At 62.0% G+C, this 24,492-nt stretch carries 16 protein-coding genes; 12 read left to right on the forward strand and 4 right to left on the reverse strand.

What is annotated here, in order from left to right; genetic code table 11:
- Positions 1-454 precede the first annotated feature (454 nt).
- The 4 genes from putP (at position 455) to BLL36_RS12785 (ending at position 5,769) form a co-directional block, all read left to right on the forward strand.
- Entirely contained in the window at positions 455-1,939 is a 1,485-nt protein-coding gene (gene putP / locus BLL36_RS12770) for a sodium/proline symporter PutP (RefSeq protein WP_076951791.1), read from the forward strand.
- 205 nt (positions 1,940-2,144) lie between these two features.
- Positions 2,145-4,145, forward strand: a complete 2,001-nt coding sequence (locus BLL36_RS12775) for a type VI secretion system Vgr family protein (RefSeq protein WP_076951792.1) — start codon at positions 2,145-2,147, stop codon at positions 4,143-4,145.
- 15 nt (positions 4,146-4,160) lie between these two features.
- Positions 4,161-4,850 (forward strand): DUF4123 domain-containing protein, encoded by a 690-nt coding sequence (locus BLL36_RS12780; RefSeq protein ID WP_076951895.1) that lies wholly within the window; start codon positions 4,161-4,163, stop codon positions 4,848-4,850.
- Between the two features lie 82 nt (positions 4,851-4,932).
- The gene (locus BLL36_RS12785) at positions 4,933-5,769 is read left to right on the forward strand and encodes a 23S rRNA (adenine(2030)-N(6))-methyltransferase RlmJ (protein ID WP_076951793.1); all 837 of its coding nucleotides are present in this window, start codon (positions 4,933-4,935) and stop codon (positions 5,767-5,769) included.
- A 152-nt stretch (positions 5,770-5,921) separates the two neighbouring features.
- Here the strand turns inward: BLL36_RS12785 and msrA are convergent, their stop codons facing one another.
- The 4 genes from msrA to aceE all read right to left on the reverse strand — a co-directional run bounded on the left by msrA (position 5,922) and on the right by aceE (position 13,950).
- A complete protein-coding gene (msrA, locus tag BLL36_RS12790; RefSeq protein ID WP_076951794.1) occupies positions 5,922-6,569 on the reverse strand; it encodes a peptide-methionine (S)-S-oxide reductase MsrA in 648 nt (215 codons plus the stop codon).
- Positions 6,570-6,642: 73 nt separating this feature from the next.
- Positions 6,643-9,327, reverse strand: coding sequence for a putative bifunctional diguanylate cyclase/phosphodiesterase (locus tag BLL36_RS12795; protein ID WP_076951795.1), 2,685 nt, complete (start codon positions 9,325-9,327; stop codon positions 6,643-6,645).
- A gap of 316 nt (positions 9,328-9,643) precedes the next feature.
- The gene (gene aceF, locus BLL36_RS12800; RefSeq protein WP_076951796.1) at positions 9,644-11,293 is read right to left on the reverse strand and encodes a dihydrolipoyllysine-residue acetyltransferase; all 1,650 of its coding nucleotides are present in this window, start codon (positions 11,291-11,293) and stop codon (positions 9,644-9,646) included.
- 11 nt (positions 11,294-11,304) lie between these two features.
- Positions 11,305-13,950, reverse strand: coding sequence for a pyruvate dehydrogenase (acetyl-transferring), homodimeric type (gene aceE / locus BLL36_RS12805; protein ID WP_076951797.1), 2,646 nt, complete (start codon positions 13,948-13,950; stop codon positions 11,305-11,307).
- A gap of 383 nt (positions 13,951-14,333) precedes the next feature.
- Here aceE and glnE point away from each other — a divergent pair, with 383 nt between their 5' ends.
- From glnE to BLL36_RS12845, 8 genes are all read left to right on the forward strand, one after another.
- Positions 14,334-17,273: a bifunctional [glutamate--ammonia ligase]-adenylyl-L-tyrosine phosphorylase/[glutamate--ammonia-ligase] adenylyltransferase gene (glnE, locus tag BLL36_RS12810; RefSeq protein WP_076951798.1), complete on the forward strand. Its 2,940-nt coding sequence runs from the start codon at positions 14,334-14,336 to the stop codon at positions 17,271-17,273.
- A gap of 215 nt (positions 17,274-17,488) precedes the next feature.
- Positions 17,489-18,523, forward strand: coding sequence for a lipopolysaccharide heptosyltransferase II (gene waaF, locus BLL36_RS12815; RefSeq protein WP_076951799.1), 1,035 nt, complete (start codon positions 17,489-17,491; stop codon positions 18,521-18,523).
- Between the two features lies 1 nt (position 18,524).
- Positions 18,525-19,586: a lipopolysaccharide heptosyltransferase I gene (waaC, locus tag BLL36_RS12820; RefSeq protein WP_076951800.1), complete on the forward strand. Its 1,062-nt coding sequence runs from the start codon at positions 18,525-18,527 to the stop codon at positions 19,584-19,586.
- Positions 19,586-20,710, forward strand: a complete 1,125-nt coding sequence (locus BLL36_RS12825) for a glycosyltransferase family 4 protein (protein WP_076951801.1) — start codon at positions 19,586-19,588, stop codon at positions 20,708-20,710. The genes waaC and BLL36_RS12825 overlap by 1 nt, the downstream gene beginning before the upstream one ends.
- Complete coding sequence (rfaP, locus tag BLL36_RS12830) at positions 20,707-21,513, forward strand: lipopolysaccharide core heptose(I) kinase RfaP (protein WP_076951802.1); 807 nt, start codon at positions 20,707-20,709, stop codon at positions 21,511-21,513. The genes BLL36_RS12825 and rfaP overlap by 4 nt, the downstream gene beginning before the upstream one ends.
- Positions 21,513-22,247: a lipopolysaccharide kinase InaA family protein gene (locus BLL36_RS12835; protein WP_076951803.1), complete on the forward strand. Its 735-nt coding sequence runs from the start codon at positions 21,513-21,515 to the stop codon at positions 22,245-22,247. The genes rfaP and BLL36_RS12835 overlap by 1 nt, the downstream gene beginning before the upstream one ends.
- A complete protein-coding gene (locus BLL36_RS12840; protein WP_076951804.1) occupies positions 22,244-22,999 on the forward strand; it encodes a lipopolysaccharide kinase InaA family protein in 756 nt (251 codons plus the stop codon). The genes BLL36_RS12835 and BLL36_RS12840 overlap by 4 nt, the downstream gene beginning before the upstream one ends.
- Positions 22,999-24,456: a lipopolysaccharide kinase InaA family protein gene (locus BLL36_RS12845; protein ID WP_076951805.1), complete on the forward strand. Its 1,458-nt coding sequence runs from the start codon at positions 22,999-23,001 to the stop codon at positions 24,454-24,456. The genes BLL36_RS12840 and BLL36_RS12845 overlap by 1 nt, the downstream gene beginning before the upstream one ends.
- The last annotated feature ends 36 nt before the right edge of the window (positions 24,457-24,492 follow it).

Genomic DNA, 24,492 nt, shown 5'->3' on the forward strand with positions numbered 1-24,492 from the left:
TATCCTCATGGGTGCCACTACCGAGTGGCATCAGCTGGCGCCAAGATTAGCTTTGCGCATGCGCAGGTGCAACCGGGTGCAACCCATTTTCTTCAGGAATTTTTTGCTCGTGGTCGGGAAAAAAACACATCGCCGACCGATTGCGCTTCTGCTTGGTGCGTTTGCTTCTGAGTCGGGCTGTTCTTGCTCCGAAAAGGAGCAAAAACGAGGTGTTTTCCGAGTTTTACATCAAGGTGCAACTTATTCTCGCGAAACTGGTTGCACCTTATTTGCTTTGTTGAATAGCATTCGCGCCCAAGGTGCAACCACTCAGCGAGTCGGTTCATCGGCTGGCGGCTTTCCTGGGGAAACGCCAGTCATAAATGCGCGGCACGCAGCTACGTCTTCCTACTTGCAGTAGGTGGCCGTCTGACAGACCGCCGCTACATAAAAACAAAGCCAGGGCGTCACTCTTATGAGCGTTAGTAATCCAACCCTGATCACCTTCGTGATCTACATCGCAGCAATGGTGCTGATCGGCTTCATGGCCTATCGCTCCACCAACAACCTTTCCGATTACATCCTTGGCGGTCGCAGCCTCGGTAGCGTGGTGACAGCCTTGTCCGCCGGCGCCTCCGATATGAGTGGCTGGTTGCTGATGGGCCTGCCCGGCGCGATCTACATGTCTGGCTTGTCGGAAAGCTGGATTGCCATCGGCCTGATCGTCGGTGCCTACCTCAACTGGCTGTTCGTCGCCGGTCGCCTGCGGGTACAAACCGAGCACAACGGTGACGCGCTGACGCTGCCGGATTACTTCTCCAGCCGTTTCGAAGATAAAAGCGGCCTGCTGCGGATCATCTCCGCGGTCGTGATCCTGGTGTTCTTCACCATCTACTGCGCTTCCGGCATCGTGGCCGGTGCCCGCCTGTTCGAAAGCACCTTCGGCATGTCCTACGAGACGGCACTGTGGGCCGGTGCCGCAGCGACCATTGCCTACACCTTCGTCGGTGGATTCCTGGCGGTGAGCTGGACAGACACCGTACAAGCCACGCTGATGATCTTCGCGCTTATCCTTACGCCGATCATCGTGCTGCTGGCCACCGGTGGTGTCGACACCACTTTCCTGGCCATTGAAGCCAAGGACCCGACCAACTTCGACATGCTCAAGAACACCACCTTCATCGGCATCATCTCGCTGATGGGCTGGGGCCTGGGTTACTTCGGCCAGCCGCACATCCTCGCGCGTTTCATGGCCGCCGATTCGGTGAAGTCGATCGCCAAGGCGCGTCGCATCTCCATGACCTGGATGATCCTGTGCCTGGGCGGCACCGTGGCGGTGGGCTTCTTTGGGATCGCCTACTTCTCGGCGCATCCTGAAGTGGCAGGTGCAGTGACCGAAAACCCTGAGCGTGTGTTTATCGAACTGGCAAAACTCCTGTTCAACCCATGGATTGCCGGTATCTTGCTGTCGGCCATTCTCGCCGCCGTCATGAGCACCCTGAGCTGCCAACTGCTGGTGTGCTCCAGCGCGCTGACCGAAGACTTCTACAAGACCTTCCTGCGCAAAAACGCCTCCCAGCTCGAGCTGGTGTGGGTCGGTCGCCTGATGGTGCTGCTGGTCGCCTTGATCGCCATCGCCATGGCCGCCAACCCGGAAAACCGCGTACTGGGCCTGGTGAGCTACGCCTGGGCCGGCTTCGGCGCTGCGTTCGGCCCTGTGGTGCTGATCTCGGTGATCTGGAAACAGATGACCCGCAACGGCGCACTGGCCGGCATCCTGGTCGGCGCGGTCACGGTGATCGTGTGGAAACACTTCGAGCTGCTGGGCCTGTACGAGATCATCCCAGGCTTCATCTTCGCCAGCCTGGCGATCTACTTCGTGAGCAAGATGGGCGCACCGACCGCGGGTATGGTCGAACGCTTTGATGCGGCAGAAAAAGACTACAACCTCAATAAGTAATTCGGCGGGCGTTAAGCGCCCTACGAATTGAAAAAAAGGCTCGCGTCCTACGGATTGCGGGCCTTTTTTGCGTGTGTGCTTTGCGCCGGTCCGAAGAAAAATCGGACGTGTGCGTGTAGGGCTTTACTGTTTTTCCAGAGGTGTGCTCGGCAGAGCGCAGCGCTGATGCAGAATCCGCTACCCACCCCTCGCAGAGAAACACCGGATGTTCGCTCCTGCCAATCAAAGTGCCTTTACCCTGACCCTCGACGGGGAGCCCAGTGAACTCAAGGTGTTCGAGTTCAGTGGAGTTGAAGCCATCAGCCAGCCCTACCGTTTTGATCTGGAACTGGTCGCCGAGCGGCCCGATCTCGATTTGGAAAGCCTGCTGCATCACCCGGTGTACCTCGGGTTTGATGATCAGGGCCATGGCGTGCATGGTCTGGTCTACCGGGTGGCGCAGGGCGATTCCGGGCGGCGGCTGACGCGTTACCAGATCAGCCTGGTGCCACAGCTGGCGTATCTGGCGCACAGCCGCCACCAGAGGATCTTTCAACATCAGACGGTGCCGCAGATTATCGCCCGGGTTCTGGAAGGGCAGGGCATTCACAGCGACCGTTTCGAGTTCCGGCTGAGCGGCACCTACCCCGAGCGCGAGTACTGCGTGCAGTTTGGCGAGACGGACCTGGCTTTCATCCAGCGGCTTTGCGCAGAGTTGGGCATTCATTATCACTTCCAGCATTCGGCCGAAGGGCATGGGCTGGTATTCGGCGACGACCAGACGGTCTTTGCTCAGGCGGATCAGCCGACGCCCTACACCCCAGGCTCCGGGATGGTGGCGCAAACCCCGGCGATCAAGCGGTTTGCGCTGCAGGTGCAAGCCCGCACCACGGCGGTGAACCTGCGTGATTACGACTTTTGCAAGCCACGCCTGTCGCTGGAAAGCGCGGTGTCCGGCGAGCAGCTGCCCAAGCTCGACGTGCAGGATTACCCCGGCCGCTTCAGCGATCGCGCCCATGGCAAATACCTCGCGCAGCGCAGCCTGGAGCGCCACCGCAGTGACTATCGCATCGCTCACGGCAGCGGGGATGAGCCCGCTTTGGCCAGCGGCCGGTTCCTCAAGCTGGCCGGCCACCCACGCGACGACTGGAACGGCCTGTGGCTGGTCACGCAAGTGACCCATGCAGGCAAGCAGCCCCAGGTGCTGGAAGAACTCGTCACCGAAGTGGCAGGCGGGGATATGCGCCAGGGGTATCGCAACGAATTTACCGCCACACCCTGGGATGCGGTCTTTCGTCCAGCCTTGCCTGAGCAGCCTAGGCCGACCATTGCCGGCTACCAGAGCGCAGTGGTCACCGGCCCCGCCGACAGCGAAATCCATTGTGATGAATATGGCCGGGTCAAAGTGCAGCTGGCGTGGGATCGCGCCGGGGAGCATAACGAACATTCCAGCTGCTGGCTGCGGGTGGCCAGTGCCTGGGCGCATGATCGCTATGGTTCGGTATTGATTCCACGGGTTGGCATGGAAGTGCTGGTGGGTTTCGTCAATGGCGACATGGACATGCCGCTGGTGATGGGCTGCCTGGCCAACGCGGCCACGCAGGTGCCGCTCGATTTGCCGGCGGACAAGACCCGCAGCATCTTGCGCAGCCAGAGCAGCCCCGGTGGGGGCGGCTATAGCGAGCTGCGCATCGAAGATCGCAAGGGTGCCGAAGAAATCTACCTGCGTGCACAGCGGGATTGGACGCAGCATGTGCTGCATGACCACCGCGTGACAGTGGGCGGTGAGTCGCACCACGAACTGCAAGGCGAAGAACAGCGCATCACTCACGGCAACCGCCTGACCGATCTCAAGCAGGATGACCACTTGGTGGTCGGCGGTTCGCAACAGGTGCGTGCAGGGCAATCCATCCGGATTGGGGCAGGGCAAAGCGTCGTCATCGATGCGGGCGCGACTGTCACGATTCAGGCTGGCGGGCAGTCGATCACGCTGTCTGCGGGCGGAATTTTCAGCAGTGTGCCGATCCAGCTCGGTAGCGCGCCCGTTGCCGCGTCCGCGCCGTTGGTCCCAGGAGCGAAGGCGACGCTGCTGGCCGTGCTTGCAGCACCGCTGAGCCGCGTGCAAGTCGCCAGCCTGAAGCGCAGTGCGCCATTTTGTGAAGAGTGTGAGCGGTGCAAGAACGGCCAGTGCGATCTTCCCCGGCACAGCCATGGGATCCAACCTTGAAGGAGCTTTATGTCGATGCATCCACCTATGCCTGGTGAACAGATCTTTGCGGTATTGGGCGCCGCCAGCGACGCCAAGCCCTTGGAGGCTTGGCGGGCACTTGCCGCCGCGGCCGCGCCGCGACCTGTCTGGGCAGGCACGCCTTATGCGGCATGGGATGAGGTGATGCCCTATGTGGGCATCGTCGAACCGGGCAGCCCTTTCCTTGAATGGGCCGCCTCCACTGAAGCAACGGACTGGGGTTGGCTGGGCATGTCTACCAGCTCGTTGGAGGTGGTGGTCGCACACCTGCAAAGCCTGACCAAGGTGATCTTGCCCGATGGCCAGGAAGTGTTTCTGCGTTTCTGGGACGGCGCACAGATGTTGCCGATCCTGCAGCAGCTGGGTGATGACATGGGCGAGGTGTTGCCGGTATTCCAGCGTTATGTGATCAATGGCCAGGCGCTGACCGTTGCGCCCCGCCCGGTCACTCCCGCCAAGGCAAGCCCATGGTGGCGCGTGCCTGCAGCGTTACTGGAACACCTGGCCGAGCAATCGCCACAGACCCTTGTCGGCAACCTGTTGCAATGGCTCGAAGAACAGCGCCCCGACCTGTATACCGCCTTCCCGTCGGCGACCTTGCGGCACAAGGTCGCCTACTTCGTGGTTAGCCGGGAAATCAGCCATCAGGCGCTGGCCGACTACCTGGGCCCGGAGTTGGGGTGAGCCACGTGAGCACCGCCCGGCACGCCGGCCTGCACCTTTGCTCGCGCAGCAGGTAAACTTCGCCCCCTGCGCAGGAGCAACCATGAATTATCGTCACGCCTTTCACGCCGGCAACCACGCCGATGTCTTCAAACACCTGACCTTGACCCGCCTCATCGCCTTGATGTCGCGCAAGGAGCAGCCGTTCGCCTACCTGGACACCCACGCCGGCATCGGCCTGTATGACTTGCAGGGCGACCAGGCCAACCGCACCGGTGAATACCTGGAAGGCATCGCGCGGCTGTGGGGCCAAAGCGACCTGCCTCCGCTGACCGCCGATTACATGCGTGTGCTGCATGAGATGAACCCGGATGGCGAGTTGCGCTACTACCCCGGCTCGCCGGAATTGGCGCGACGCCTTACCCGCCCGCAGGATCGTGTGCTGCTCAATGAAAAGCACCCGGAAGACGGTGTGCTGCTCAAGGACAACATGAAGGGCGATCGTCGCGTCAAAGTGCACCTGGGCGAAGGCTGGCATGTGCCGCGTGCCTTGCTGCCGGTGCCGGAAAAGCGCGCGCTGATGCTGATCGATCCACCGTTCGAAAAGCTCGACGAGATGCAACGCTGCGCGGCGTCTCTCAAAGAGGCGGTTAGCCGGATGCGCCAGACCGTCGCGGCCATCTGGTACCCGGTAAAGGATCAGCGCCTGTTGCGCCGTTTCTACCAGGACCTGGCCGGCACCGGTGCGCCTAAGTTGCTGCGTGTGGAATTGCTGGTACACCCGCTGGACACGCCCAACACCCTGACCGGCTCGGGCCTGGCGATCGCCAACCCGCCGTGGGGCCTGGAAGAGGAATTGCGCGAGCTGCTGCCGTGGTTGTCCAAGAAGCTTGGCCAGACCCAGGGTGGCTGGCAGATGGATTGGCTTATAGCTGAATAGTTAGATAGCGAGCCATACACAAAACCAAATGTGGGAGCGGGCTTGCCCGCGATGCAGGCACCTCGGTGTGTCAGTCACACCTCGGTGATGCTATCGCAGGCAAGCCAGCTCCCACACAAGCCAACTCCCACATTACTGATTCCTGTCGGCCTTCAGATCGGGCAGGTCACGCCCGTGCCGCCGATCCCGCAATACCCCTGCGGATTCTTCGCCAGGTACTGCTGGTGATACGTCTCGGCGAAGTACACCGTCGGCGCTTCGTCGATTTCGGTGGTGATCTGGCCCAGGCCGGCCTTGGACAGTTGCGCCTGATAGGCGTCGGCGCTGGCTTTGGCGGCTTCCAGTTGCTCCGGCGTGGTCGCGTAGATCACCGAGCGGTACTGGCTGCCAATATCGTTGCCCTGGCGCATGCCCTGGGTCGGGTTGTGCAGTTCCCAGAACATCTTCAGCAAATCTTCGTATTTCACCTTGGCCTGGTCGTACACCACCAGCACCACTTCGCTATGGCCGGTCAGGCCCGAGCAGACTTCTTCATAGGTCGGGTTTGGCGTGTAGCCGCCGGCATAACCCACCACGGTGCTGACCACGCCGTCGCGTTCCCAGAACTTGCGTTCCGCGCCCCAGAAGCAACCCAGGCCGAAGATGGCGAAGCCGACGTCGTCGATAAAAGGGCCCAGCAACGGGTTGCCGTTGACGAAGTGAGTCTCTGGCAACGCCATTGGTGTTTCACGGCCAGGCAACGCTTGTTCTTGAGTAGGCAGCACGTTTTTGTTCACCAGAATTTCCGAGCGCAAGACCATGATCAGTCCTCCCAGTCAGAGTTGAGTTAGGTATGGAATCCGACCGCCAGTGTGCCCGAGTGTTGCCGCGCTGTCAGGCGATTGGCCCGCGCGGGTAGCGTTTAAGCTTCTCGAGCAGCTCCGCGCCGGGGATTGGCCGGTCGAACAGGTAGCCCTGGCCCACGTCGCAACGGTGCCGGCGCAGAAAGGCCAGTTGCTCGGCGGTCTCGATGCCTTCGGCCACGACCTTGAGCTTGAGGTTGTGGGCCATGGCGATCACGGCCGAGGTGATTTCCATGTCGTCCTGGTTATCCGGGATTTCGTGGATGAAGCTGCGGTCGATCTTGATGATGTCGATGGGAAATTTTTTCAAATAGCTCAGCGACGAGTAACCGGTGCCGAAGTCATCCATGGCCAGGGTCAGGCCAAAGCTCTTCAGTTGATCCAGTTGCAGGCGCGTGTCCTCGGTGGCTTCCAGCAGCAAGCCTTCGGTCAGTTCCAGCTCCAGCAGGTTGGCCGGCAGTTGTTCTTCCTTGAGGATGGTGGCAATCGAGGCCACCAGGTCCGGGTCGGAGAACTGTTTGGGTGACAGGTTGATCGCCACCTGCAAGTTGCCCATGCCGCCGGCGCTCAGTCGCTTGCTCATACGGCAGGCCTGGCGCGCGATCCATTTGCCGATGGGGATGATCAGGCCGGTTTCTTCAGCCACGCTGATGAACTGGTCGGGACGGATCATGCCCTTTTCCGGGTGGTTCCAGCGCAGCAGCGCTTCCATGCCCAGCAGGCGGCCGCTGCGCAGGCACAGCTTGGGCTGGTAGAACACGTCCAGCTCGTTCTGGGTGAGGGCGCGGCGCAGGTTGTTCTCGACGAACAGCTTGTAGCTGGCCTCGGCATTCAGCGCCTCGGTAAACACTTGTACCTGGTGTTTGCCGTTGGCCTTGGCCTTGTGCAGGGCCAGTCCGGCGTTGCGCATCAGGGTCTGCGGGTCGCGGCCATGCAGCGGCGCGCAGGCAAGGCCCACGGAGCCGGTGACGCTGATCAACTGGTTGTCGACGAACATCGGTTTGTCGAGGGTCGCCAGCAACTGGCTGGCCACCTGCTGGCCGCTTTCCAGGTCGGTGTCATCAAGCAATACCGCGAATTCGTTACTGGCGAACCGCGCCAGGCTGCCACCGGTGCTCAGGCTGTTACGCAGGCGGCGGGCCAGGCTGATCAGCAGCTTGTCGCCGGTCTGGTGGCCCAGGCTGTCGTTGATGCGCTTGAAGTTGTCGATGTCCACCAGCAACAAACTGATAGGGCTGTCGCTGTCACGGGCAAAGCGCTCATCGAGGTTGCGGATGAAGGCCGGGCGGTTGCCCAGGTTGGTCAGGTTGTCGGTATAGGCCAGGCGCTCGATGCGCTGCTGGGCCAGCTTGGCCTGGGTGATGTCTTCGTAGATGCCGATGTAGTGCGTCAGCTCACGGTTGTCGCCATACACCTTGGAAATCGACAACTGGCCCCAGTAGGGTTCCAGGTTTTTGCGTCGACTCTTGAATTCGCCTTGCCAGCTGTTGCTCTTGGCCAGTGCCGACGGCGCGTCGAACAGCAACTCGCTGAGGTTCTCCAGGGCCGGCAGTTGCGCCAGGCGGTGGCCGTGGACTTCTTCGGCGCTGTACTGGGTGATGGCGGTAAAGCTCGGGTTGACGTACTCCACCACGCCGTCACAGTTGACCAGCAGAAAGGCGTTGGCGCTTTGTTCCACGGCCCGCTGGAACAGGTGCAAGGCGCTGGTGGCGGTGCGCCGGTTGTGGTTGTTGATAACCTGCGCGAACTGGTCGGCCAGCTCGCCGGCAAAGGCGATTTCGTCGGCCTGCCAGGCGCGCGTACTGCCGCTTTGCTCCAGGCACAGCACACCGACGACCTGGCCGTCGACGCGGATGCTCGCGTCGAGTATGGCGTGGATGTCTTTGTTCTCGGCCATTTCGCGGGTGCGCGGGTCGCGCAAGGCGTTGGTGGCGTCGATGGCCCGGCTGGTGTGCAAGGCTTCCAGGTAATCGGGAAAGCAGCTGGCGTCAATGGGCTCGGGCATGTGGTGTTGCTGATCGTCACGGTGATAGGCCGAGATCGGCACCAGGCGCTGACCCTCAAGGTTCCAGATGCTCGCGCAATCGATCTGGTAGACATCGCAGGCGCTGCGGGTGATCAGCTCGGCGGCTTCCTGCAGCGAATTGTTGATGGTGTAGCGCTGGCGGGCCAGCAGCAGGATCAACTCCTGCTGGGCGCGCACCCGCTCCAGGTGCTGCAATTGTTCCTGCTGTGCGCGCTGGTTGAGTTCCAGGGCGATTTGCAGGCGGCTGTTCTGGTTTTCCAGGTCTTGCGTGGGCACGGCCGCGGGAATTTCGCTGAACAGGCCATCGACCACCATCAGGTAGCCGCGCAGCAGGTGGCGATTGTGCTGTTTGTAGGCTTCGCCCATTTCCAGCAGGCTCAGCGGGCCGTCGTTGGTGTGCAACGTGTAGCGCACCAGGTAATGGGGGCTCAGGGCCAGTTGCTGCTGGATGGTGTCGTGCAGTTGATAACGCGCCTGGGGTTCCATCAGGCTGGCGTAGGGCGTACCTAGCAGGGCGCACAGCTCGACCGCCGGCAGGCCGAATTGGCGCTCGCAATTGGGGTCAAGGTAGAGGAGGGCCCAGCTTGCCTCATTAAGCCGCTCGAAACGCAGCATACCGAGGCGCGAAGGCACCGGTAACTGCGTCACTACCTCGGCCGCCATTCGGGCGACATCGGGTTGGCTTTTCATGGGTCGGACTCACTTGAAATTACGCGCACGGCGCCGGGCTCACGCCCTCTTTTCTGTTGCCTGCGGCAAGGTTGCATCATGCGGCGCGGGCTGACAAGAGAGGATGAAGGCTAAGTGCTATAAGGGGTGTATCGGCCGCGAAAGGAATTTCTACAGTCGAGAGGTGGAAGGTGTACAAACCTGTCCTGTATGTCCAGCTTTGTGCCCGAAAACCGGCAAAAAAAAGCCCGGCCAAGTGGCCGGGTTGAGGTACGAGCGTGGCGCTCGGAAATCGGTGCAACCAGGCCTCCCCGGTCAAAAGGAGGCCTGTTGGTGCTTACAGCAGGATGGTGCGGATGTCGTTCAGCAGCTGGCTCAGACGCTGGGTGAAGCGAGCGGCAGCGGCACCGTTGATCACGCGGTGATCGTAGGACAACGACAGCGGCAGCATCAGCTTCGGTTGGAACGCTTTACCGTCCCACACAGGCTGGATGGTTGCCTTGGATACGCCCAGGATCGCCACTTCCGGCGCGTTGACGATTGGCGTAAAGCCAGTGCCGCCAATGTGGCCGAGGCTGGAGATGGTGAAGCACGCACCTTGCATATCGTCTGCGGTGAGCTTCTTGTCACGGGCCTTGGCAGCCAATGCAGCCGCTTCGGCAGCAAGTTGCAGCAGGCTTTTCTGGTCGACGTTCTTGATGACCGGTACCAGCAGGCCATCCGGAGTGTCGACGGCAAAGCCGATGTGTACGTATTTCTTGCGGATGATCGCCTTGCCGCTCGGCGCCAGCGAACTGTTGAAGTCCGGCAGTTCCTTGAGCAGGTGCGCACAGGCCTTGAGCAACAGTGGCAGCACGGTCAGTTTCACGCCGGCCTTCTCGGCCACGGCTTTCTGCGCAACGCGGAAAGCTTCCAGGTCGGTAATGTCGGCCTGGTCGAACTGGGTCACGTGCGGAATGTTCAGCCAGCTGCGGTGCAGGCTCGACGCGCCGATTTGCATCAGGCGGGTCATCGGCACTTCTTCGGTTTCGCCGAAGCGGCTGAAGTCCACGACCGGGATCGGCGGAATGCCCGAACCACCGGTAGCCGCGCCGCCAGCCGGTGCTTCCTTGGCCTTCTGCATCATGGCTTTGACGTAGACCTGCACGTCTTCCTTCAGCACCCGACCGTGCGGGCCGGTGGCCGACACAGCGTTGAGCTCGACACCAAATTCACGGGCCAGCTGGCGTACGGCCGGGCCTGCGTGAACCTTGGCACCGCTTGGCGCTGGCGCGGCAGCCGCCGGGGCCGGTGCGGCCTCGGTTTTTGCAGCAGCAGGTGCAGGGGCGGCAGCGGCCGGAGCGGCTTCAGCCTTGGCGGCAGGGGCAGTAGTCGGAGCTGGCGCAGCGGCCGGTGCAGCGCCTTGTACTTTCAGCTTGAGGATGAAGTCACCGGTGCCGACTTCGTCTTCCAGCTTGACCGCGATGCTCTCCACCACGCCGGCAGCCGGCGACGGGATTTCCATGGAGGCCTTGTCGGACTCCAGGGTAATCAGCGACTGGTCGGCTTCGACGGTGTCGCCGACCTTGACCAGCAACTCGATGATCTTGGCCTTGCCCGACGAGCCGATGTCCGGGACGTGAATGTCCTGGACCGTGGCGGCGGCAGGTGCGGCAGCCGGGGCTGGAGCAGCCTCGGCAGCAGCAGGCTTTTCAGCAGCCGGCGCCGGTGCGTCAGCGGCGGCAGGAGCCGCCTTTGGTGCCGCATCGGCGGCACCTTCGATTTCCAGCTCAAGCAGTTCGTCGCCTTCTTTCAGACGGTCGCCCAGCTTTACTTTCAGGCTCTTGACCACGCCGGCCTTGGGAGCAGGGATTTCCATGCTCGCCTTGTCCGACTCAAGGGTCAGGATGCTCTGGTCGGCTTCGACGGTGTCGCCGACCTTCACAAACAGCTCGATTACTTCACCTTCACCGCTGCCGATGTCAGGTACGCGAATGAGTTCGCTCACAAAAAGTCTCCTCAGCAGTCCAGTGGGTTGCGTTTTTCCGGGTTGATCCCGAACTTGACGATGGCATCGGCCACCACCTTGGGTTCGATCTCACCACGGTCAGCCAAGGCTTCCAGGGCTGCCAACACCACGAAGTGACGGTCGACTTCGAAGAAGTGACGCAGCTTCTTGCGGCTGTCACTGCGGCCGAAACCGTCGGTGCCCAGGACTTTGAATTCCTTGGACGGGACCCACTGGCGAATTTGTTCAGCAAACAGCTTCATGTAGTCGGTGGAGGCAATGACCGGACCTTTACGGCCGTTCAGGCACTCTTCGACATAGCTCAGTTGTGGCTTCTGGCCTGGGTGCAGGCGGTTGTTGCGCTCTACGGCCAGGCCGTCGCGACGCAGTTCGTTGAAGCTGGTGACGCTCCACACGTCGGCGCCGACGTTGAACTCGTCACGCAGGATCTTCGCCGCTTCACGCACTTCGCGCAGGATGGTGCCGGAGCCCATCAGCTGTACGTGGTGCGCCGCTTCCTTGGTGTCTTCTTCGAGCAGGTACATGCCCTTGATGATGCCTTCTTCCACGCCGGCCGGCATGGCTGGCTGCTGGTAGGACTCGTTCATCACGGTGATGTAGTAGAAAACGTCCTGCTGCTCTTCGGTCATCTTCTTCATGCCGTCCTGGATGATCACCGCCAGCTCGTAGCCGTAGGTTGGATCAAAGGTGCGGCAGTTCGGGATGGTGGCAGCCAGGATGTGGCTGTGACCGTCTTCGTGTTGCAGGCCTTCGCCGTTCAGCGTGGTGCGCCCGGCGGTACCGCCGATCAGGAAACCACGGGTACGGCTGTCGCCGGCGGCCCATGCCAGGTCGCCAATGCGCTGGAAGCCGAACATCGAGTAGAAGATGTAGAACGGCAGCATCGGCTGGTTGTGGCTGGAGTACGACGTACCGGCAGCGATGAAGGAGCTCATGGCGCCCGCTTCGTTGATGCCTTCTTCGAGGATCTGGCCTTTCTTGTCTTCCTTGTAGAACATCACCTGGTCTTTATCGACTGGCTCGTAGAGCTGGCCGACGGAGGAGTAGATGCCCAACTGACGGAACATGCCTTCCATACCGAAGGTACGGGCTTCGTCCGGGATGATCGGTACGATGCGCGAACCGATTTCCTTGTCCTTGACCAGCTGCGCGAGGATCCGCACGAAGGCCATGGTGGTGGAGATTTCACGGTCGCCCGAGCCGTCCAGGATAGCCTTGAGGGTATCGAGTGGCGGGGTCGGGATGCTCACGCTCTTGGCGCGGCGCTGCGGCACGAAACCGCCCAGTGCGGTGCGACGCTCGCTGAGGTAGCGGGCTTCGGCGCTGTTCGGCTCCGGCTTGAAGAACGGCAGGTTCTCCAGCTCTTCGTCCTTGACCGGGATGTCGAAGCGGTCGCGGAACAACTTCAGGCTGTCGACATCGACTTTCTTGGTGTTGTGCGCGGTGTTTTTCGCTTCGCCGGCACCGGTGCCATAACCCTTGATGGTCTTGGCCAGGATGACGGTCGGCTGTTCCTTGTGGTTGACCGCTTCGTGGTACGCCGCGTAGACCTTGTACGGGTCGTGGCCGCCACGGTTGAGCTTCCAGATCTCGTCGTCGGACAGGTCGGCAACCATCGCCTTGAGTTCAGGCGTGTTGAAGAAGTGCTCACGCACGAATGCGCCGTCCTTGGCCTTGTAGTTCTGGTACTCGCCGTCGATGACTGCGTCCATGCGACGTTGCAGGATACCGTCGACGTCCTTGGCCAGCAGTGGGTCCCAGAAGCGGCCCCAGATGACCTTGGTCACGTTCCAGTGAGCGCCGCGGAACACGCCTTCGAGTTCCTGGATGATCTTGCCGTTGCCGCGAACCGGGCCGTCGAGGCGCTGCAGGTTGCAGTTGATGACGAAGATCAGGTTGTCCAGCTTCTCGCGGCCGGCCAGGGAGATGGCGCCCAGGGATTCCGGCTCGTCACACTCGCCGTCGCCCAGGAAACACCAGACTTTCTGCTTGCCTTCAGGGATGAAGCCGCGGGCTTCCAGGTACTTCATGAAGCGTGCCTGGTAGATCGCTTGAATAGGGCCCAGACCCATGGAAACGGTCGGGAACTGCCAGAAATCAGGCATCAGCCAAGGGTGCGGGTAGGACGAGAGGCCCTGACCGTCGACTTCCTGACGGAAGTTGTTCATTTGCTCTTCGGTGATGCGGCCTTCCATGAACGCACGGGCGTAGACGCCTGGCGAGGTGTGGCCCTGGAAGTAGATCAGGTCGCCGCCGTGTTCGTCGGTCGGGGCCTGGAAGAAGTAGTTGAAGCCGATGTCATACAGGGTTGCGCTGGAAGCGAAGCTGGAGATGTGACCGCCCAGGTCAGAATCTTTCAAGTTCGTGCGCATTACCATCGCCATGGCGTTCCAACGTACCAGCGAGCGAATGCGGCGTTCCATGAACAGGTCGCCAGGCATGCGTGCTTCGTGGGTAACGGGGATGGTGTTGCGGTATGGCGTAGTGATGGCGTAGGGCAGTTGCGAGCCGCTGCGGGTCGCGAGTTCGCCCATACGGGTCATCAGGTAGTGAGCACGGTCTTCGCCTTCTTTGTCGAGAACCGATTCCAGGGCGTCCAGCCATTCCTGGGTTTCGACGGGATCGAGGTCTTGCATGGCTTGCTCCAGGGCGGAAAGGCTACCAGAATCGGTTGCCTGAAGTTTGCGACTGGCCTTGTGGGCAGACGACATAAATTCTTGGATGGCCGAAGGTTGCTTCGGCGTCCTGTAGTTTTACTACAAATCGTCGGCCATTTCAGCCTTTCGAATGTATATACGAGTAGTAAAACTACACAAGACTGAGCGTATGGCTCGGTCTGGCTGGTGAGCATAATCGTTATTGTTGATCTTTTGCGAACAAGAAAAGGTAGATGTTTAATGTTCCCTGCCAACAACTTTGATTTTTCAGCTATTTATAACCTTTGTTCGACAGTCCTGCATGTAGCGTCGGTATCACGTCCACGGCAACAAGCCATTTACGCGCCGATCAAGGATAGACCATGAGCCTGCCAACATTGGCCGAATTGCCAGCCATTCTCTTGCCAAAAGCCCAGCGGGCCGAGCAGTCATTTCGTGACGCCGTGGCCGCGCTGGAAGACGATCATGGACTTTCTGCGTGGACGTCGCAACGGTGGGCCGACTTTGCCCGTGTGTGCGCCGCCAGTGATTTCGTCATTGAACAGAGCCTTCGTGACCCTTTGATGTTGCTTGAGCTGGTGGCCTCGGGCGAGCTGGACCGGGGTTTCGCGCCTGGTGAGCTGTGCGGGCAGCTGGCTGGCGCCGTGCAACAAGCCGAAACAGAAGACGAACTGGGCCGTGCGCTGCGTCGCCAGCGTACCCGCCAGCAAGTGCGCATTATCTGGCGCGACCTGACCCGCCAGGCGGACCTGGTGCAAACCTGCCGCGATCTGTCCGACATGGCCGACGCCAGCATCGACCAGGCCTACCAGTGGCTGTACCAGCGCCACTGCGCGCAGTTCGGCACGCCTACCGGCCGACGCAGCGGCGAGCCGCAGCACATGGTGATCCTCGGCATGGGCAAGCTCGGTGCGGTGGAGCTGAACCTATCGTCGGATATCGACCTGATCTTCGCCTACCCCGAAGGCGGCGAGACGGTCGGCGTGAAACGGTCCCTGGACAACCAAGAGTTTTTTATCCGCCTTGGTCAAAAACTGATCAAGGCTCTTGACCCGATGACCGTCGACGGCTTCGTGTTCCGCGTCGACATGCGCCTGCGCCCCTACGGTTCGGCCGGTGCGCTGGTGCTCAGCTTCAACGCGCTGGAGCAGTATTACCAGGACCAGGGCCGTGACTGGGAACGCTACGCCATGATCAAGGCGCGGGTGGTGGCGGGCGACCAGGTGGCGGGCGCGCAGTTGCTCGACATGCTGCGACCGTTCGTCTACCGCCGCTACCTGGACTTCTCCGCCATTGAAGCGCTGCGCACCATGAAGCAGTTGATCCAGCAGGAAGTGCGGCGCAAGGGCATGGCCGACAATATCAAGCTGGGTTCGGGCGGCATCCGCGAAGTGGAATTTATCGCCCAGGCATTCCAGCTGATCCACGGCGGCCGCGACCTGAGCCTGCAGCAGCGGCCGCTGCTCAAGGTGCTCGGCACCCTGGAAGGCCAGGGCTACCTGCCGCCGGCGGTGATTGCCGAACTGCGCAATGGTTATGAATTCCTGCGCTACACCGAACACGCGATCCAGGCGATTGCCGACCGCCAGACGCAAATGCTCCCGGACAGCCCGGAAGACCAGGCGCGCATTGCCTTTATGCTCGGTTTTGCCGACTGGGCCGCGTTCCATGAGCGCCTGATGCACTGGCGCGGCCGGGTGGATTGGCACTTCCGCCAGGTGATCGCCGATCCGGATGAAGAAGAAGGCGAAGAAAGCGAATTGGTCGTAGGCGGTGAATGGTTACCGCTGTGGGAAGAATCCCAAGATGACGAGGCGGCCTGCCGCCAACTGGCCGAAGGGGGCTTCACCGACGCAACCAAGGCCCTCAAGGCGTTGGCCGGCCTGCGCAACAGCCCGCAACTGCGTGCCATGCAGCGCCTGGGCCGCGAACGCCTGGACGCGTTTATCCCGCGTCTGCTCGCCCAGGCGGTCGAACACGCAAACCCCGACCTGGTGCTGGAGCGCGTGTTGCCGCTGGTTGAAGCCGTCGCCCGACGGTCCGCCTACCTGGTACTGCTCACGGAAAACCCCGACGCCCTGCGCCGGCTGTTGACCCTGTGCGCTGCCAGCCCGTGGATCGCCGAGCAGATCACGCGCTTTCCACTGTTGCTCGACGAACTGCTCAACGAAGGCCGCCTGTTCAAGCCACCCTTGGCGCCTGAGCTGGCGGCCGAGCTACGCGAGCGCCTGACACGCATTCCCGAGGACGACCTTGAGCAGCAGATGGAAGCCTTGCGTCATTTCAAGCTGGCCCACCGCCTGCGCGTGGCGGCTTCGGAAATCGCCGGCAGCCTGCCGTTGATGAAAGTCAGCGACTACCTTACCTGGCTCGCTGAAGCGATTCTCGAACAGGTGCTGGCCCTGGCCTGGCGCCAGACCGTAGCGCGGCATGGCTCGCCACAACGCCTGGACGGCACCCTGTGCGATCCCGGGTTCATCATTGTCGGCTACGGAAAGGTCGGCGGGATCGAACTGGGGCATGGTTCGGACCTGGACCTGGTGTTTATCCACGACGGCGACCCGCAGGCCGAAACCGACGGCGCCAAGCCGATCGATGGCGCGCAGTTCTTCACGCGTCTGGGCCAGCGCATCATCCACCTGCTGACCACCCAGACCAACTCCGGCCAGCTGTACGAAGTCGACATGCGCCTGCGGCCTTCCGGCGCCTCCGGGCTGCTGGTCAGTTCGCTCGGGGCGTTCGACCGCTATCAAAAAAATGAAGCCTGGACCTGGGAACATCAGGCCTTGGTTCGCGCCCGGGTGCTGGTGGGCAGCCAGGATGTGGGCCAGGCGTTCGAGCAAGTGCGCGCCAACGTGCTGGGGCAGGAACGGGACCTGGCGAAGCTGCGCCAGGAAGTCAGCGAGATGCGCGCCAAGATGCGTGACAACCTGGGTACCAAGGGCACGGCGGCCGGTACCGGCGCCAATGCCTTCGAAGCCACGGCGGCGTTCGACCTCAAGCAGGACGCCGGAGGTATCGTCGATATTGAATTTATGGTGCAATACGCAGCTTTGGCGTGGTCTGCACAACATCCATCGTTGCTGCGCTACACCGACAATATCCGCATTCTTGAAGGCCTGGAGCAGGTGGGGTTGATGCCCGCCGCCGATGCTCATCTGCTGCGCGAGGTGTACAAGGCCTATCGATCCGCCGCGCACCGCCAGGCCCTGCAGAACGAGGCCGGTACGGTGACGGGGGATCAGTTTGCCGACGAGCGGCGGCAGGTGATGCGAATCTGGAAGGAACTGGGTTTAAGCTGAAACTTGATTGCAAGGGAAGTGGGCTTGTGTGGGAGCCGGGCTTGCCCGCGATGCAGACGCCTCGGCATTCAGTCGTACCGAGGTGATGCCATCGCAGGCAAGCCAGCTCCCTCACAAGCCTGCTCCCACATAGCCGGTATTCAAATAAGCCCGCTCCTACAGTAATCATCGAGGCGGGGAGGCATAAGCCTCCCCGCATCGTTTGTGGAAACTACATGAATATTCTGATCGTTGGGCCCAGTTGGGTCGGTGACATGGTAATGGCGCAAACACTGTTTCAGTGCCTGCGCATGCGCCACCCAGACTGCCAGATCGACGTGCTCGCCCCCGAGTGGAGCCGACCGATCCTTGAACGCATGCCCGAAGTTCGCCAGGCCTTGAGCTTCCCGCTCGGCCACGGTGCCCTCGAGCTGGCGACCCGCCGGCGCATCGGCAAATCCCTGGCCGGCCAGTACGACCAGGCGATCCTGTTGCCCAACTCGCTCAAGTCAGCGCTGGTGCCGTATTTTGCCGGCATCCCCAAGCGCACCGGCTGGCGTGGCGAGTTCCGCTACGTGCTGCTCAATGACGTGCGCACCCTGGACAAGGCCCGCTATCGGCTGATGATCGAGCGTTTCATGGCCCTGGCCTATGAGCCGGGCGCCGAGCTGCCCAAGCCATATCCACGCCCGAGCCTGCGGATCGACCCGGTCAGCCGCGACGCCGCGCTGGCCAAGTTTGGCCTGGCGCTCGACCGCCCGGTCCTGGCGCTGTGCCCGGGGGCTGAGTTCGGCGAGTCCAAGCGTTGGCCGGCGGAGCACTATGCCCAGGTGGCCGAGGCCAGGATCCGCGAAGGCTGGCAGGTGTGGTTGTTTGGTTCGAAGAAGGACCATCCGGTGGGTGAAGATATTCGTCAGCGCCTGATTCCCGGCCTGCGCGAAGAAGCGGTCAACCTCAGCGGCGATACGTCGCTTGCCGAGGCCATCGACCTGCTGTCCTGTGCCGATTCGGTGGTCTCCAACGACTCCGGCCTGATGCACGTCGCCGCTGCCCTGAACCGTCCATTGGTGGCGGTGTACGGCTCGACGTCGCCTGGGTTCACGCCGCCATTGGCCGACCAGGTCGAAGTGGTGCGCCTGGGCCTGGACTGCAGCCCGTGTTTCGATCGCACCTGCCGGTTCGGTCACTACAACTGCATGCGCCAGTTGCTGCCGCAGCCGGTGAACGAAGCCTTGCAGCGGTTGCAAGGCTCCGTGGTCGAGGTCCGTTAGTTTGCGCGTCCTGGTAATCAAGACCTCATCCCTGGGCGACGTGATCCATGCCTTGCCGGCACTGACCGATGCGGCGCGGGCGATCCCCGGCATTCAATTCGACTGGGTGGTGGAAGAGGGCTTCGCCGAAATCCCCACCTGGCACCCGGCGGTGGACAAGGTGATCCCGGTGGCGATCCGGCGCTGGCGCAAAAACCTTTGGCAAACCCTCAAGAGCGGCGAGTGGCGACGCTTCAAGCAGCGCATCCAGTCGACCAAATATGACTTGGTGATCGATGCCCAGGGCCTGCTGAAAAGCGCCTGGCTGACCCGCTATGTGCGTGCCCCCATTGCCGGTTTTGACAAAAGCTCGGCGCGTGAACCGATCGCCGCGCGTTTCTACTCGCGGCGCCTGGCCGTGGCGCGCGGGCAGCATGCGGTGGAGCGCTTGCGCCAACTGTTCGCCGTGGCGCTGGGTTATGACTTGCCCAAAGGCCTGGGCGACTACGGCCTGAGCGTCGAGAAGCTGCTTGGCCTGCCGCCAAAAAAACCTTTCGTGCTGCTGCTGCACGGCACCACCTGGGACACCAAGCATTGGCCCGAAGCCTACTGGCGCGAGCTGGCCGAACGCATGGGGCGCCTGGGCGTGGAGGTGAAATTGCCGTGGGGCAATGCCGACGAAAAAGCCCGCGCCGAACGCCTGGCCCAAGGCCTGCCACACGCCGAAGTGCTGCCCAAGCTGAACCTGGCCGGTGTCGCCCGTGTACTGGCCGGCGCCCGTGCCTGCGTGGCGGTGGACACCGGGCTTGGTCACCTGGCCGCGGCGCTGGATGTGCCGACCATTTCCCTGTTCGGCCCGACCAACCCCGGCCTCACCGGTGCCTACGGCAAGGGCCAGATCCACCTGGCCAGCGACTGGCCCTGCGCGCCATGCCTGCAGAAACACTGTACCTATCAACCGACGGCCGACGACCTGCGTCGGTTCGACGTCAAGCGCGAGTCGCCCCTGTGCTTCACGCGCCTGAACCCTGAGCGTGTGGCAAGCCGACTGAGCACGTTGTTACTGGCTGAGGAGCTGCACTGATGCAACTGGCTTTCGTGTTGTACAAATACTTCCCCTTCGGTGGTCTGCAGCGTGACTTCATGCGCATCGCCCTGGAATGCCAGCAGCGCGGTCATCGGATTCGTGTCTATACGCTGATCTGGGAAGGCGACATCCCGCCCGGTTTCGAAGTGCTGGTGGCGCCGGTCAAGGCGTTCTTCAACCACCGGCGCAACGAGAAACTCAGCGCCTGGATGGAGGCTGACCTTGCCAAGCGCCCGGTGGACCGCCTGATCGGATTCAACAAAATGCCCGGCCTGGACGTGTACTACGCCGCCGACGGCTGTTTTGAAGACAAGGCGCAAAACCTGCGGCACTCGCTGTACAAAAGCTTTGGCCGCTATCGCCACTTTGCCGAGTACGAGCGCGCGGTTTTCGCCAAGGACGCCAAGACCGAAATCCTGATGATCTCCGAAGTGCAGCAGCCGTTGTTCATCAAGCACTACGACACACCGCTGCAACGCTTCCACCTGCTGCCGCCGGGCATTGCCCAGGACCGTCGCGCGCCGCCGAATGCGGCCGAGATTCGCCAGGGTTTCCGCAAGGAATTCAACCTCGGCGATGACGACCTGCTACTGGTGCAAATCGGCTCCGGCTTCAAGACCAAAGGCGTCGACCGCAGCCTCAAAGCCGTGGCGGCATTGCCGGCTGAACTCAAGAAACGCACACGCCTGTTTGTAATCGGCCAGGACGACCCCAAGGTATTCCAATTGCAAAGCGCCACGCTGGGCCTGGGGGATAACGTGCAGTTCCTCAAAGGGCGCAGCGATATCCCGCGTTTCCTGTTGGGCGCCGACCTGTTGATCCACCCGGCGTATAACGAAAACACTGGCACCGTATTGCTCGAAGCCTTGGTGGCCGGGTTACCGGTGCTGGTCTCGGCCGTATGTGGTTATGCCCATTACATCGCCGAGGCTGACAGCGGCCTGGTGCTGGATGAGCCGTTTGAACAAGCGCAGCTCAACGGCTACCTGGCGAATATGCTCACCGACACTGCACAGCGCGCGGCCTGGAGCCGCAATGGGTTGGCCTTCGCCGAGACGGCCGACCTCTACAGCATGCCGCAGCACGCGGCGGATGTGATTCTGGCGGAGCCAAAACGATGAAGTTGATTCTTGCCGAACCGTTCAAGACGTTATGGGCCGGGCTTGATGCCTTTGCCGAAGTCGAGAAACTGCAAGGCCAGGTATTCCGCGAACTGGCGGCACGTCGCACGTTGCGCACCGAGGTCGCTGGCCGTCCGTATTTCGTGAAGATCCACCGCGGCATCGGTTGGGCGGAAATTTTCAAGAACCTGATCACCGCCAAGCTGCCGGTGCTGGGCGCCGGCCTCGAATGGGATGCCATCCACCGCTTGCAGGAACTGGGCGTGCCCACCATGACCGGCGTGGCCTTCGGCGAGAAGGGCAGCAACCCGGCGGACCAGCATTCGTTCATCATCACCGAAGAACTGGCGCCGACCATCAGCCTGGAAGACCTGACCGTCAACTGGGTGGCCGAACCGCCTGCGCCCGCGCTGCGCCACGCCCTCACGGCCGAGTTGGCGCGCATGGTCGGCGACATGCACCGAGGTGGCGTGAACCACCGCGATTGCTACCTGTGCCACTTCCTGCTGGACACCGCCAAGCCCATCGACGCCAGCGACATCAAGCTGTCGGTGATCGACCTGCACCGTGCCCAGTTGCGTGCGCATCTGCCGCTGCGCTGGCGCGACAAGGACCTCTCGGCGCTGTATTACTCGGCGCTGGATATCGGCTTGACCCGTCGCGACAAGCTGCGTTTTCTCAAGGGCTACTTCCGCCAGCCGCTGCGCCAGATCCTGGCCGAGCAGTCGGCGTCGTTGAGCCTGATGCAGCGCAAGGCCGACAAGCTCTACGCGCGCAAGCAACGCTACGGGGATGCGATCTGATGGCGGGTTGGAACCTGGAACCTGCGTACGCGAACCTGGCGGATGATTTTGGCAGCCTTGAGGCGGTCTTCGCCCTGCAAGGCGAGCGGCTGACCCGCGACCCGCTGTCGGAAGTGATCCGGGTGGAGCGCGGCGGGGTCAATTACTACGTCAAGCGCTACGTCGGCGCCGGCAAGGGTTTGCGGCGTTACCTGGGCAAGCCGCGGGTGAAGTCCGAATGGCAGAACCTCAAGCGTTTCGCCAAATGGGGCATTCCCACGGCCGACGTGGTTGCCTGGGGCCTGGAGCGCAAGGGCCTGGCCTATGACCGTGGCGCGATGATCACCCGCGAGTTGCCCAGGACAGAAGACCTTTCGGTGCTGGCCGAGCGTCACGATGCACGCCTGCGCGACCCCAAGTGGGTCAATGCGGTGAGCCGCCAGCTCGCCGAATACACGCGCACGATGCACGATCATCGTTTTACCCATAACGACTTGAAGTGGCGCAACCTGCTCATCGATGATCAGGCGACGCTGTACCTGATCGATTGCCCCAATGGCGATTTCTGGCGCGGTTTCTGGCTCAAGTACCGCATCACCAAGGATCTGGCTTGCCTGGACAAGGTGGCCAAATATCACTTGTCCGCCACCCAGCGCCTGCGTTTCTACATGCAGTACCGTCAGCGCCGGCACCTCAGTGCAGCAGACAAACAGCGTATTCGCCATGTGGTGAAGTTTTTCGAGGGACGTGAATGAGTGATGATTTCCTGGCGTCTGAAGACCGTGCGCTGCTGGAGCGCAACGGCCTGGCGACGTTCGACGCCCTGTGGGCCAGGCAACTGGATGCGGTCGACGAGCCCAATACCAGTCGCGGCGGCTGGAGCAGTGTGTTTCGCCTGGAGCTCGACGGCCACGGTTACTACCTCAAGCGCCAGAGCAATTACCTGACGCGCAGCCTGCACCGGCCTTTTGGCGAGCCGAGTTTCTCCCGCGAATTTCGTAACATTAGCCGCTATCGCAAGCTCGGTGTCCCGGCGTTGCAAGCGGTGTTCTACGGCGAGCGCAAAGTCGCGGGTGAACACCGCGCGATGCTGCTCACGCGCGCGCTGGACGGCTGGAACGACCTGGATTCGCTGCTGGAACAATGGCCTTCGCTGAGCGATGCCCAGCACCGTGCGATCCTGCTGGCCTGCGGTCAACTTGCCCGTCGGTTGCACAGCGTCGGCCAGGTGCATGGCTGTTTTTACCCCAAGCATATTTTCCTGCAGGCGACCGGCGACGGTTATGCCGCGCAGTTGATCGACCTGGAAAAAACCCGCCCGCTGCTGTTCGGCTGGCGGGACCGGGTCAAGGATCTGGAGCCGTTGTTGCGTCGCGCGCCCCAATGGTCCGACGTGCAGGTACGCCAGCTGTTGGCGGCGTATCTGCAGCAGCCGGCGGACGGTACGCTGGTCGATACGTGGTTCCAGCGCCTGAATACCCGTCGTAGCCACAAGGAAAACCGCTGATGCGTTTGTCTGAGCTGAAAACCGCCGGTCGCACTCCGGATCTGCCCCTGACCCTTGAGCTGGCCGATGCGGCGGGCCCAGGTCAATTGCAACTGCTGAGCCTGCTGCGCGTACTGCCGGGCGAGCGCTACGTAGGCGCTGCGGTATGGCGCGGGCGTCCGGTGCTGGCCAAATTGCTGGTAGGCAGCAGGGCGGCGAGACAGTTTCAGCGTGAGCTCAGCGGTGTGCGCCTGCTCGCCGAGCAAGGCCTGACCACGCCGTTGCTGTTGGCCGATGGCTTGCAGGAAGGCGAGGGCGGCTGGCTGCTGTTCGAATTTATCGAAGGCGCCGAAAGCCTGGCCGATGCCTGGCATGCCGTCGAAAACCTGCCGCCTTTGGCCGATGAGCAAACGGCGGTGCTTGCCGAAGCGCTGGGCGCGATTGCCCGGATGCACGCCAAAGGCCTGTGGCAGGAAGACCTGCACCTGGACAACCTGCTGCGTCAGGACGGCAAACTGTACTTGATCGACGGCGCCGGGATTCGTGTGGAAGAGGCGGGCAAGCCACTGTCGCGCAACCGCGTGCTGGAAAACCTCGGGGTATTTTTCGCCCAGTTGCCGAAGAACCTCGAACCGTTCAACGAAGAGCTGCTGGTGTATTACCTGCTCGGCAACGGCGAACACGCCCTGCCGATGCAAGCGTTGGAAAAGCAGGTGCGCAAAGTCAGTGCCTGGCGCCTGAAGGATTTTCTCAACAAGGTCGGCCGTGAATGCACGCTGTTCAGTGTCCTGCGCGGGCCGTTTGCACTGCGTGCCATCCGTCGCGAGGAAGAAGCCGCGATGCTGCCGGTGCTGGAACAGGCTGACGCGTTGCTCAGCCAGGGCCATCTCTTCAAGACCGGTGGTGCCGCCACGGTGGCCAAGGCCGAAGTGGCAGGGCGCTCATTGGTGATCAAACGCTACAACATCAAGGGGATCGCCCATTGGCTCAAACGCTTCTGGCGCCCGAGCCGCGCCTGGCATTCCTGGCGCGAAGGCAATCGCCTGATTTTTCTTGGCATCGCCACGCCCAAGCCACTGGCGGTGCTGGAAAAGCGCTTTTGCTGGCTGCGCGGCCGCGCCTATCTGGTGACCGAACTCATCACCGGGCCGGACATCATCGAACGCTTCGCGCCCTATGTTGAAAAGGGTGATGCGCCGGAAGACGAACTGCTGGCCCTGGACCATCTGTTTGCCGAGCTGATCCGCGAACGCATCAGTCATGGTGATTTCAAGGGGCACAACCTGTTCTGGGACAAGGATCGCTGGTCGCTGATCGACCTCGACGCCATGCGCCAGCACAGCTCCGACGCCAGCTTCGCCCCGGCGTTTGCCAAGGACCGGGCGCGGTTCATGCGCAACTGGCCGCAGGACAGCGCGCTGTATCAGTTGATCGATGAGCGCTTGCCGAAAGGGCTTCAAGTTGGTGGCTCCCTGTAGCGGCGCGGCTTACGGCTACGGATATACCGGTTTGTC

It is taken from the genome of Pseudomonas cedrina subsp. cedrina (assembly GCF_001983175.1).
In the GTDB taxonomy this organism is placed as follows: Bacteria; Pseudomonadota; Gammaproteobacteria; order Pseudomonadales; family Pseudomonadaceae; genus Aquipseudomonas; species Aquipseudomonas cedrina.

Bases quoted from the DNA above. Each gene is read 5' to 3' on its own strand.
- glnE (WP_076951798.1), top strand. From the start codon at position 14,334: ATGAGCCTGCCAACATTGGCCGAATTGCCAGCCATTCTCTTGCCAAAA.
- BLL36_RS12840 (WP_076951804.1), top strand. From the start codon at position 22,244: ATGAGTGATGATTTCCTGGCGTCTGAAGACCGTGCGCTGCTGGAGCGC.
- waaF (WP_076951799.1), top strand. From the start codon at position 17,489: ATGAATATTCTGATCGTTGGGCCCAGTTGGGTCGGTGACATGGTAATG.
- BLL36_RS12780 (WP_076951895.1), top strand. From the start codon at position 4,161: ATGCATCCACCTATGCCTGGTGAACAGATCTTTGCGGTATTGGGCGCC.
- BLL36_RS12775 (WP_076951792.1), top strand. From the start codon at position 2,145: ATGTTCGCTCCTGCCAATCAAAGTGCCTTTACCCTGACCCTCGACGGG.
- BLL36_RS12835 (WP_076951803.1), top strand. From the start codon at position 21,513: ATGGCGGGTTGGAACCTGGAACCTGCGTACGCGAACCTGGCGGATGAT.
- putP (WP_076951791.1), top strand. From the start codon at position 455: ATGAGCGTTAGTAATCCAACCCTGATCACCTTCGTGATCTACATCGCA.
- BLL36_RS12845 (WP_076951805.1), top strand. From the start codon at position 22,999: ATGCGTTTGTCTGAGCTGAAAACCGCCGGTCGCACTCCGGATCTGCCC.
- rfaP (WP_076951802.1), top strand. From the start codon at position 20,707: ATGAAGTTGATTCTTGCCGAACCGTTCAAGACGTTATGGGCCGGGCTT.
- BLL36_RS12795 (WP_076951795.1), bottom strand. From the start codon at position 9,327: ATGAAAAGCCAACCCGATGTCGCCCGAATGGCGGCCGAGGTAGTGACG.
- aceE (WP_076951797.1), bottom strand. From the start codon at position 13,950: ATGCAAGACCTCGATCCCGTCGAAACCCAGGAATGGCTGGACGCCCTG.
- msrA (WP_076951794.1), bottom strand. From the start codon at position 6,569: ATGGTCTTGCGCTCGGAAATTCTGGTGAACAAAAACGTGCTGCCTACT.
- BLL36_RS12785 (WP_076951793.1), top strand. From the start codon at position 4,933: ATGAATTATCGTCACGCCTTTCACGCCGGCAACCACGCCGATGTCTTC.
- BLL36_RS12825 (WP_076951801.1), top strand. From the start codon at position 19,586: ATGCAACTGGCTTTCGTGTTGTACAAATACTTCCCCTTCGGTGGTCTG.